Raw genomic sequence first — 10,395 nt, 5'->3', positions numbered from 1 at the left:
GGCTATGGCTACACGCGGGAGTTCCCGGTGGAGCGGATGATGCGCGACGCCAAGATCACCCAGATCTACGAGGGCACCAACCAGATCCAGCGCATGGTGATGGCCCGCCAGCTCCTCAAGTAGCCGGGGACGCCGTCCAGGAGAGCCGGATGCGCCCGCGCGCCCGGCGCCGCGAAACTCGTGGCCTGGGCGGCGAGCCGGCCCCCGGTCCCGGCTGGCGAGCATCTTGGCCGCCGGTGTGCTCCGCCCGAGGATCGCCGCGATCCGGTCGAACGGCACCTCGAGGACATCGTGCAGCACGAAGGCCGCCCGCTCGGCCGGGGTGAGCGCGTCCAGGCAGATCCGCCCGGTCACGGTGGTCAGCCGCGGGTGGGCTGCGGCCCGGTGCCGAAGATCAGGGCGGCGGCGCGGTTGAGGACGTCCGCCCGGTCGCGACCGTCGTGGTCGGCCGCGAGGGAGTGGTGTCCGATCGCCACGCAGAAGGCGATGAGGCAGCGGGCCTCGACCTCGTCGGGATCGGAGCAGAAGGTGCCGATCACTTCGCGCAGGAGGCCCATGCGCCGGTTGTCCACCCGCCGCAGGCGTTCGGCCACCGCCGCGTCCCGCCGGGCCCAGTCCCGGACGGCGAGGTCGATGGGGAGCAGCCGCTCGCTGGAGAACGTGAGCATGCCCGCCCGCCGGGCCTTGACCTCCGGGGCGCCGCCCTCCTTCTCGACGCGGTCGATCACCTCGTCGACGCTCTCCCGCTCCCAGGCGTCCAACATGGCCTCCAGCAGCGCGTCGCGATCGGCGAAGTACCCGTAGAACCCGCCCTTGGTGACGCCGAGCCTCTTGGCCAGGACCTCGACGCGCACGGCGTCCGGGCCGCCCGTGGCCAGCACGCGCAACCCCTCTTCGATCCAGTGGTCCCGCGGTGTCCGGGGAACGCCCATCGAGTGCCTCACCTCACATATACGCCACCGTATAAACGCGTTAGCCTGCTGTTATACGCAACCGTATACCTGCTGAGGGCGGTAAGACGGCCGCCGACGTCAGTGCCCGCACCCCTATGAGGTGAAGATGCGGCTCTCCAAGTCAGCCCACGTGCAGCAGCCCTGGCGAATCCACGCCATCGCCCCCGACTTCCAACTGCAGGATGTGTGGTCCTACCGCACCCCCGGCGCGGGACCGGACGACTTCCCCGTAGTGCTCGCGCTGTTGCAGAACGCCGCGGGATTCAGCAAACAGCCCAGGCTGGTCAAGTTCCTGTTCGCGGTGCGCTGGAAACTCGGTCGCCTCCTCGGATGGGACGAGCCCGGCACCGGCCTCGGAACCAGAGTCGAATCGGTGCGCGATCGCCTGCCGGACGACCTCGCCGAGACCACCGTCCCGGATTCCGGCGACTCACCGTTCTCGCCCGTGTACCGGCTCGGCAACGAGGACGTCCGTGAACTGGCGAACAAGACCGTCCACGGCATCATGCACCTGGGCTGGGCACCGGCCGCCGCCGGTGACTACGAGCTGCGAATGGCCGTCCTGGTCAAGACGAACGGCCGGTTGGGCCGGCTCTACATGGCCCTCATCGCGCCCTTCCGCCACCTGGTCGTCTACCCGATGCTGACCCGCCAATGGGAACGCGCCTGGAGAAACCGCCCCCCGACCACCAAGGTCCACCGGCCTTGATACTGACGGCCCGGCTGTAGACGAAACTCCCGCTGCAAATCAGAGGTCGTGGCGGCCCTGCTTGATGGCGTCGATCAGAACCCGGGCCGCTGCGGTGCTCACGACGAGCCATGGGCCGCCGGGATCCTTGGAATCACGAGCGGCAACGACGCCGGCCGTCTGAGCCAGCTCGACGCATTCGGCGCCTGCCCCCTGGCTTCGTGAGGATTTCCGCCAGGAGGTGCTGTTCAGCGGGTGGAAATCAGCCGTGCCGTGGGGAGGGGATGTCTTCATCGGGCTCGTCTCTCACTTCATCGAGCAGCCTGGTCAGAAACTGGACGGTCGTGTCCTTGTCCAAAGCTGCGGCCTGGAGATGCCGATACATGCGGCTATGAGTCTCAATATCGTGAGGTTGCTCTAGATACAAGGCGTTGCGTGCCATGTCGATGTAGACGATCGTCGGGTCGTCCTCGTACTCGAGCAGCGTGAATCCGCAGGCCAGGCCCGGATGCATCCCCGCCGAGAAGGGAATGACCTGCACGGTCATGTGCTCGGTCTCGCCAGTGTCGATCAGGCGTTGGAGTTGCTCTCGTCGTTGGGCGGCTGTACCGAACGGGCGTCGAAGCGCGGCCTCGTCGATGACCGCCCACAGTTGTGGCGGGTCGGAGTGATCGAGGATGCGCTGCCGTGTGACTCGGAAGTCGATGCGGCGTTGGGTCTCCTCCGGGTCCCGGATCAAGTCGCCGCGGATCGCCGCGCGGGCGTAGGGGACGGTCTGCAGGAGGCCCGGGATGACGAGGGGCTGGTAGGTGTAGATGCGCGCGGCCTCGGCCTCGAAGCCCGCGTAGGCGCTGCCGAGGACGTCGCCGAAGTCCCTCTCCCACCAGCCGCGTTCGCGTGAGAGGCGGGCGAGGTTGAGCAGGGCTTCCCGCTCGTCGTCGGAGACCTTGTAGTAGTCGAGCAGGACGCGGATGTCGCTGATGTTCGGCTGCGGCCCGATGCCCGTCTCCAGCCGGTTCATCTTGCCCTGGCTCAAGTCGATGTCACCGCGGACCTTGTCGGCCGTGAGCCCGGCGTCGTGGCGCAGCCTGCGCAACTCCCGGGACAGGCGCCGGCGAGCGATGGTGGGGCTGCGGCGGTCGGCGGTGGCGGACATCGGTCGCTCCATGGGCCGGACGGGGTCGGGGGCCGTCCAGCATCGTAGTCACTCTCCGGAACGGACACATGACAATCAATCGGACGACTTCCAGAATGGAACTTCCAAAGTCAAGGATGTTGGGCCATGCTGAGGGTGCTGTCACTGTGCGTCGGTGCACGTGCGCGCCGGGTTGCCGTCACTGAGGGCGAGGCTCTGGTGGCCAAGGGTCCGAATCGTCCTGGTGAGTATGGCGCATCTGCGGTCGGTGGCTTGACCCCCGGGAGCGAAGGAGACGATCGATGTCGGTGTCCGTCGGCGCTGTGGTCGAGGCGCGGCCGCCGGTGAGCGGTGGGGCCGTTCGGGTGGAGGCGCTCGGCGTGGCCGCCCTGCCGTCCGCGGTGCCGGTCGCGCGGTACTTCGCTCGGGCGCTGCTCGGGGCGTGGGAGGTGGGCGAGGCCCGCCGGTGGGCGTGCCAGCAGGTTCTCTCGGAGTTGGTTAGCAATGCGCTGGAGGCGACGGGCGAACCGGGCGGGACGGACATCGAGGTGCGCGGTACGGCGATGATGTTCGTCCGGTTCCAGTTGTGCGCCGCGCATCTGGTCGTCGAGGTGCGTGATGACAGTGCGGCGCCGCCGAAGGCCCGTCAGGCCGCCCTGCTCGACGAGGGCGGGCGGGGCCTCATGCTGGCCGAGTCCCTCGCGTCGGGCTGGGGGTCGTACACGCTGCCCATCGGCAAGGTGGTGTGGGCCGCGTGGAACGTCGCCTGATACTTCGGCTTTGCCTGGCGGTCAAAGCCCATGCGTTCGCCCTTGACTTTCGCACATTGGGGATGTTCGATCTCACATGTGGAGAGTTCGGAGAGAGTTGCTGCGCTCATTGAGCGGTTGCGGACCACCGAGCGCGTGACGGTGGGGGAGCTGGCCGAGGAGACCGGGGCGTCCGAGATGACGATCCGGCGCGACCTCGATCAGCTCGCGGAGCGCGGGGTGCTGCGGCGGGTGCGGGGCGGGGCGGTGAGCCTGCTGCTGCGCGGTGAGGCGATGCCGTTCGCCGTCCGCGAGCAGGAGGCGGTCGACGTCAAGGAGCGGATCGCCGCCGAGGTGGACGGGCTGCTCGCCGACGGGGAGGCCGTCATCCTGGACGGCGGCACCACCACGCTGACCGTCGCCCGCGCGATCGCCGGGCGGCGGCTCACCGTCGTCCCGCTCGACCTGCACGCGGCCAACGCGCTGAGCGGTGCGCCGCAGGTGCGGCTGCTGGTCCCCGGCGGCCGTACCGCGCCGGGCGCGCTGGCGTTCACCGGGCCGCTGACCGAGGCGTCGCTGGCCTCGCTGCGCGTCGACACCGCGGTCCTCGGGGTGTGCGGGCTGTCGGCCGAGCACGGGCTCACCGCGCACGAACTCGACGAGGTGCCGGTCAAGCGGGCCGCGATCGCCTCCGCCCGGCGCGTCGTCGCCGTGTGCGACGGGGCCAAGTTCGGACGCACCGGCCTCGGGCTCGTCTGCCCCGCCGCCACGCTGGACATGGTGGTGACCGACCGCTCGGCGCCCGCGGCGGCGGTGTCCCGCCTCCGCGACGCCGGCGTGGACGTCCGCCTTGTCTGACCAGCGGAGGAAGCTGCGGGCGGGACGGGCGGCCACCTTCGCCTACTTCGGGCTGAACGGGTTCGTGCTGGGCATGTGGATCGTCCACATACCGGTCATCGAGGACCGCGTGGGGGTGGGGCATGCCGTCCTCGGGTGGCTCCTGCTGCTGCTCGGCGCGGGTGCGCTTGCCGGGATGCAGGCCGCCGGTCGGTTCACCGACCGGGTCGGCGCCCGCGTCATGGTGCCGCTGAGCGCGGTGTTGTGCAGCGCCGCGCTGGTTCTGCCGGCCCTTGCTCTGAACGCCTGGACTCTGGGTGCGGCGCTGCTGGTGCTCGGCATCGGCAACGGCACCCTGGACGTCTCCATGAACTCCCACGCCGTGCAGGTGGAGCGTGGTTACCGGCGGCCCGTCATGTCGGCGTTCCATGCGACGTTCTCGCTCGGTGGAGTGCTTGCCGCGTTGGTCGGTGCCCGCACGCTTGGGTGGGGCTGGTCCCCGGTGGTGTCGCTGGGGGCGGCGGCGGTCTTCGGGGTTGTCCTGGCCGTGCTGACCGCCCCGGCGCTGCTGCATGGTGACTCTCCCCAAGGGACTGCTCCCGGGAGTGGAGCCCGCGCTCGGACGCCTAAGCGCATCTGGATGATGGCTGCTCTCGCGCTAATGGTCATGTTGTCGGAGGGTGTGGCCAACGACTGGAGCACCCTGCATCTGCGTGATGCCCTGGACGCGTCCGCCTCTACGGCCGCCTTCGCCTATGGGGCCTTCGCCACCGCCATGACCATCGGCCGTCTGCTGGCCGATCGGGTGGCGGCGCGCTTCGGGCCGGTCGCCGTCCTGCGGTATGGCGCTGCTCTGGGCGCGTTCGGTCTGGCGGTGGCGGCGCTGTCCCCGTGGGTCCCTTCGGCGCTCGTCGGCTGGGCCTTGGCCGGGGCCGGGTTGTCCGGCTGCGTGCCTCAGTTGTTCAGTGCCGCCGGTCACCACGACCCGGACGCCGTCGGCGCCAACGTCTCGCGTGTCGCCGGGCTGGGCTACCTGGGGATGCTCGCCGGGCCCGCCGTCATCGGCCCGCTGACGCATGTGATGCCGCTGAACCTGACGTTCTTCCTGCCGGTCGTGCTGTGCGCCGTTGCGGCCGCCACGGCGGGCATCCTGCGCACTCCGCAGACGGCCCCGGACGTCGTCCACCCTGCGGAGGCACCGAACGGCTGACATTTCCGGCGAACTTCCGAGGGGGTCGGTAGCGTCACAGCGGCTGGTGATCAAGCGCGGGTGACGCGACGGACGGAGTGATCGGATGCCGGATCCGCTGGAGCCGGGAGACCCCGAACGGATCGGGGAGTTCTGGCCCGCCGGGCGGCTGGGCGCCGGCGGGCAGGGGGTCGTCTACGACGCCTACGCCCCCGACGGGACGCGGGTGGCGGTCAAGGTGCTGCACGGGGCGCAGGAGTCGCCCAAGGAGTTGCAGGCGATGGCGGCCGAGGCCCGGGCGGCGCAGCGGGTCGCCTCGTTCTGCACGGCGCGGATCCTCCAGGTGCGGCTGGAGCCGCCGCGTCCCTACATCGTCAGCGAGTACATCGACGGGCTGAGCCTGCAGGCCGTCGTGCGGGGCACCGCCGACCGGGACGGGCGGCTGTTCACCGGCGACGACCTGCACCGGCTCGGCATCGGGATCGCGACCGCGCTCACCGCCATCCACCGGGCCAAGGTCGTCCACCGGGACCTGAAACCGGGCAACGTGCTGCTCGGCCCGGACGGGCCCCGGCTGATCGACTTCGGGATCGCGCGGGTGCTGGACACCCGCTCGGCCGACGCCGGCACGTTCGCCGGGACGCTGCCCTACATGGCCCCCGAGGTGTACGCGGGACGGCAGGCCGGGGCCGAGGCCGACGTGTTCGCCTGGGGCGCGATCATGCTGTTCGCCGCGACCGGCGAGCACGCCTTCAAGGGCCTCGCGCTGCCGGAGATCGCGCACCGCGTCCGGACGCACGAGCCCGACCTGGACGTGCTGCCGGAGACACTGCGCCCGCTCGTGGGCGCCGCGCTGGCCAAGGAGCCGCTGGCCAGGCCGTCCGCGACGGAGATCCTCACCGCGCTGACCGGCGACCCGCGCGACGGCTCCGACCTGGTCGCCGCGGGGGCCGCGCAGGCCGTCCTGGAGGCCCGCTGGGAGCCGGGCGACCCCGCCCTCGGCAAGGTCGCCGAGGACGCCTACGCCGCCCTGCCGCCTGCGGCGCAGCGGCTCGTCCCCGAGCTGTTCCTGCGGTTCGTGGTGCCGGGCGAGGACGGCGGCCTGACCACGCGCCCCATCCCGGAAGACGAGCTGTTCGACCGCCAGGACGACGCCGAAGCCCAGACCCTGCGCGAGGTGGTGCAGGCGTTCGGGCGGCTGCTGCTGATGTCGGGCGGCCAGTTCGTGCTGACCCGCCCTGCGCTGCTGCGGGCCTGGCCGCGGCTGCGGGGCTGGGTCGAGGCCGAGCGCGACGGCCTGCGCACGCACCACCGCATCCGCCAGGCCGCCCGCACCTGGGCCGAGCACGGCCGCCGCCGCGCCGACGTCCTGACCGGGGCGCACATGGACGAGGCGGTGCGCTGGGCCACCTCGGGCGCCCGGCGGCCCGCGCTGAGCCGCCTCGAACGGGACCTGCTGGACGCCAGCGCCCGCGCCCGGTACGCGCACAAGCGCCGCAACCGGGCGATCGCGGGCGTGCTGGCGGTGACCGCCGTGGTGGCGCTGGGCGCGACGGGATGGGCCGTCGACGCACAGCGGACGCGGAGCGAGGAGCGCGACATCGCGGCCTCGCAGCAGCTCGCCGCGCAGAGCCGGCAGTTCGCTGGCTCCCCGGAGACGGCGGCGCTGCTGGCCGTCGCCGCGCAGCGCGTCCACGAGACGCCGGAGAGCCGCGCCGCCCTCCTCGACGTCGTCACGCGGTCCGGCCGGGGCGCGGTCGCCGGGTACGGGCCGAACCCGATCACGGTGGCGGCGGGCGGCGGGCGGCTCGCGTTCGGCAACGACGACGGCACGGTGGCGGTCTGGGACGTGAAGGCCCGCAAGCAGCTCGGAGCGCCGCTGCGGCTGCTGCCGGACGCCGACTACCGGGACGACCTCGTCCTCCCCGTGGCGCTGAGCCCCGACGGCCGGGTGCTGGCCGCCGCCGGCAGCAGGGGCAACCCCTCGGAGGCGCCGGGAGCCGCCGGTGATGTGGTCAAGGGCACCGTCCGGCTGTGGGACGTGACCACCGGCAAGCCGCTAGGCGACCTGCCCGTCGCCCACGCCTCCTCGGTGACCTTCTCCCCAGACGGCAAGACGCTGACCGTCATTGGCGCCGACGGAGTCACCGTCTGGGACGCGCAGACCCGCCGGCGCACACGCCTGGTGCCCTTCCCGCCGTCCTTCACGTATCTGTCCCGCTCCCACGAGGGCAGCAAGGCGGCCCTCAGCGCGGACACGGGAACGGCCGTCTTCGCCCTGCCCGGCGCACTGGAGATATGGGACGTGCACGCCGGCCGCCGCAAAGGGACCATCCCCGGCCCGGTCGACGAGGTCGCGCTGAGCAGGGACGGCCGGACCATCGCGGCACGGCACAACAAGACGATCCGGCTGCGCGACACAGGAAGCGGCCGGACGATCGGCACGCGCATCCCCATGAAGACGGAGTACGTCCAGAGGCCGCTGTTCACGCCCGACGGTAAGACCTTGCTCATCGGCACCGACATGTGGGACGTCGTGCGGGGCGTGCGCGCGGGGGCCGTCAGCGGCACCGGCCAGGAGCAGGTCCTCGCGGGGGCCTTCACCGACGAGCGGACGCTGGTCACCGTCAGCGGCGTCGCCGGCCTGGCCGACAGGAAGAACGCCGTGCGGCTGTGGGACACGAAGGTCCATCAGCCGCTTCCCGGCCCCTTCGTCCCCGTCGAGAAGGCCGACGAGGTGATCCTCCCCGCGACGAGCGGCGACAGGCGGGTCCTCGCGGTGGCCCACGCGCCCGGCGGCGCCGGCATCGGCTACTCGTCCTACAGCGCCGCGACCGGCGGACGCGTCGCCGGACCAGTCGGCCCGCCGCCGAACCTCGCCGACATCCTGGGGACGGCGATGGCCGTCAGCGCCGACGGGAAGAGCATCGCCTCGGGCAACACCTACGGCCAGATCTCCCTGTGGTCCGGCGGCCGCTGGACGGGGCCGTTCGAGGGCGGCCCGGGATCCATGCTCAACGTGATGGCGTTCAGCCCGGACGGCCGCACCCTCGCCACCGGCGGCGGCGCCCAGACCCAGATCTCGACGCCGGTCGTCGACGGCAAGGTGCAGCTGTGGGACGCCCGGACGGGCCGCATGCTCGCCGTGCTGGGCGACTCGTCCCAGCAGGTGGCCTCGCTCGCCTTCAGCCCGGACGGCCGCACGCTGGCGGCCGGGATGGGCGCGGCGGTGCACCTCTTCGACACCGCGAGCCGCCGCGACCTCGGCGTGCTCGACAACCCCTCCGGCTCGGCGACCGCGCTCGCCTTCAGCCGCGACGGCCGGACCCTCGCCACCGGCGGGAACGGGGCGGTCTCGCTCTGGGACGTCCGTACCCGGCAGTCGCGCGGCGCCCCCATCAGCGGCCACAACGGCCAGGTGACCTCCGCGGCCTTCGACGCCTCCGGCCGCACCCTCGCCACCGGTGGCGCCGACGGCACCGCCCTCCTCTGGGACGTCGCCAGCCACCGCCAGCTGGGCTCACCCCTCACCGGCCACACCAAGGCGGTGACCGCCGTGGCCTTCGACGCCGGGAACAAGACCCTCATGACGACCGACGGCGCCGCCGTCCTCCGCCACTGGAACATCGCCATGCCCGCGAACGCCACCGGCGCGGCTTGCGCCATCGCCGGCCGCTCCCTCACCCGCAAGGAATGGACGAAGTACGTTCCCTCCGGCGTCCCCTACCGGGCCATCTGCCCGACCTCCCGATAAGCCGGAACAACGACAAGGCGAGAAGAGAACGCATTCCATAAACCTATTGACCAGTGATCGCCCCGCCGTGGAATATCAGGCGCCCACATTTTCCGGTGGGAGTCTTTCGTCGTGGTGGAGGTGCCTTGGACGGCTATATCGACGTGGTGCGGGAGCGGGTGGTCGGCGATGGATGCGAGGTGACCACCGAGGAGGTCGCCGGGGCTCCGGCCCTGGTCGCCTACCGGTCGAACTGGCGGGCGCTCTCCAAGATGCACCTGTTCACCGTCGTCGCGGAGAGGGAGAGCGTCGATGCCGCGACGCTGGAGCAGTTCACCCGCGAGGCGAGCCAGCTCGGGAAGAACCGCAAGGGGGCGATGCGCGGGGCGCAGTCGGGCGTCCTGGTGATCGCGGCGCTGGTCACGGAGTACGCGGACGAGCCCGCCAAGGTGGTGGCGGGCAGGCCGTTCCGGCAGGGAACCGGCGGATTCGCCGCGCTCGTCCAGCCGGCGGTGGTCGACCTGACCGAGAAGAGCGTCTACTCGTTCCGGGGACGCAGGATCTGGGGCGCGCTGCTCGCCTCGTACCTTCGCAAGAAGAACATGTTGTACCTGCCGGACCCGCAGTAGCGAGCGCTGGGGGACGGGCGCCTCGCCCGTCCCCCAGTGGCGCGGGTCATTCGTGGGAGACCTTCATGGTGATCGAGCCGTCCCTGTTCAGCCTGGGGCTGAACGTGATGCCGTTGTAGGTCACGCTGGAGTTGGAGCGCGAGGCGTTCATCGAGCTGGACATCACGGTGCCCTGGCCCCGGCTGCTGAGGGTGATCCGGTTCTCGTCGACCCTGATGCGGATCGGCGCCATGCCGTACTTCTTGTCGAGCTTGATCACCTGGCCGTCGCGGACCTTGACCTCGCAGTCGGCGTCCGCGCACTCCTTGAGCTCCTTGGCGTGCTTGCCGTCCTTGGTGTCCTTGGTGGACGGCTTGGACGCCGGCGGAGCGGCCTCCGACGGCTGCTCCGCGGCGGGCGGGGCCGCCTGCGACGGCTCCTCCGCCTCGGACGGCGGTGCCGCGTCGGACGGCTCGTCCGCCGCGGGCTGGTCGGCGGCGGGC

At 71.6% G+C, this 10,395-nt stretch carries 10 protein-coding genes and 2 pseudogenes; 7 read left to right on the top strand and 5 right to left on the bottom strand.

Annotated elements, in window-relative coordinates; translation table 11 throughout:
- On the top strand, positions 1-123 hold a 123-nt coding region (locus ETD96_RS32950), incomplete at its 5' end, for an acyl-CoA dehydrogenase family protein (protein WP_274704662.1).
- 99 nt (positions 124-222) lie between these two features.
- Here ETD96_RS32950 and ETD96_RS47055 read toward each other — a convergent pair.
- Positions 223-354 (bottom strand): annotated as a pseudogene (locus ETD96_RS47055) (sigma factor-like helix-turn-helix DNA-binding protein); the annotation flags it as partial.
- Between the two features lie 5 nt (positions 355-359).
- A complete protein-coding gene (locus ETD96_RS32940) occupies positions 360-932 on the bottom strand; it encodes a TetR/AcrR family transcriptional regulator (protein WP_138640391.1) in 573 nt (190 codons plus the stop codon).
- A gap of 127 nt (positions 933-1,059) precedes the next feature.
- Between ETD96_RS32940 and ETD96_RS32935 the strand changes: the two genes are divergently transcribed.
- Positions 1,060-1,662, top strand: a complete 603-nt coding sequence (locus ETD96_RS32935; protein ID WP_138640390.1) for a DUF2867 domain-containing protein — start codon at positions 1,060-1,062, stop codon at positions 1,660-1,662.
- A gap of 39 nt (positions 1,663-1,701) precedes the next feature.
- Here the strand turns inward: ETD96_RS32935 and ETD96_RS32930 are convergent, their stop codons facing one another.
- Both ETD96_RS32930 and ETD96_RS32925 read right to left on the bottom strand, forming a co-directional pair.
- Positions 1,702-1,935: a DUF397 domain-containing protein gene (locus ETD96_RS32930; protein WP_138640389.1), complete on the bottom strand. Its 234-nt coding sequence runs from the start codon at positions 1,933-1,935 to the stop codon at positions 1,702-1,704.
- Positions 1,904-2,797, bottom strand: a complete 894-nt coding sequence (locus ETD96_RS32925) for a helix-turn-helix domain-containing protein (RefSeq protein WP_171069349.1) — start codon at positions 2,795-2,797, stop codon at positions 1,904-1,906. Before ETD96_RS32925 ends, ETD96_RS32930 begins: the two co-directional genes overlap by 32 nt.
- A gap of 281 nt (positions 2,798-3,078) precedes the next feature.
- On the opposite strand from ETD96_RS32925, the gene ETD96_RS32920 reads away from it, so the two are divergent.
- From ETD96_RS32920 to ETD96_RS32900, 5 genes are all read left to right on the top strand, one after another.
- The gene (locus tag ETD96_RS32920) at positions 3,079-3,546 is read left to right on the top strand and encodes an ATP-binding protein (protein ID WP_138640387.1); all 468 of its coding nucleotides are present in this window, start codon (positions 3,079-3,081) and stop codon (positions 3,544-3,546) included.
- 30 nt (positions 3,547-3,576) lie between these two features.
- A complete protein-coding gene (locus ETD96_RS32915; protein WP_338072624.1) occupies positions 3,577-4,383 on the top strand; it encodes a DeoR/GlpR family DNA-binding transcription regulator in 807 nt (268 codons plus the stop codon).
- Positions 4,376-5,572, top strand: coding sequence for an MFS transporter (locus tag ETD96_RS32910; protein ID WP_240808395.1), 1,197 nt, complete (start codon positions 4,376-4,378; stop codon positions 5,570-5,572). The genes ETD96_RS32915 and ETD96_RS32910 overlap by 8 nt, the downstream gene beginning before the upstream one ends.
- Positions 5,573-5,657: 85 nt before the next feature.
- Positions 5,658-9,305, top strand: coding sequence for a protein kinase domain-containing protein (locus ETD96_RS32905; RefSeq protein ID WP_138640385.1), 3,648 nt, complete (start codon positions 5,658-5,660; stop codon positions 9,303-9,305).
- 125 nt (positions 9,306-9,430) lie between these two features.
- The gene (locus ETD96_RS32900) at positions 9,431-9,913 is read left to right on the top strand and encodes a hypothetical protein (RefSeq protein WP_138640384.1); all 483 of its coding nucleotides are present in this window, start codon (positions 9,431-9,433) and stop codon (positions 9,911-9,913) included.
- Positions 9,914-9,959: 46 nt separating this feature from the next.
- Here ETD96_RS32900 and ETD96_RS45225 read toward each other — a convergent pair.
- Positions 9,960-10,395, bottom strand: a pseudogene (locus tag ETD96_RS45225) (hypothetical protein); the annotation flags it as partial.

It is taken from the genome of Actinomadura geliboluensis (assembly GCF_005889745.1).
In the GTDB taxonomy this organism is placed as follows: Bacteria; Actinomycetota; Actinomycetes; order Streptosporangiales; family Streptosporangiaceae; genus Spirillospora; species Spirillospora geliboluensis.
The sequence above is the reverse complement of the archived record's forward strand: the minus strand, read 5'-3'. Positions and strand labels throughout refer to the sequence as shown.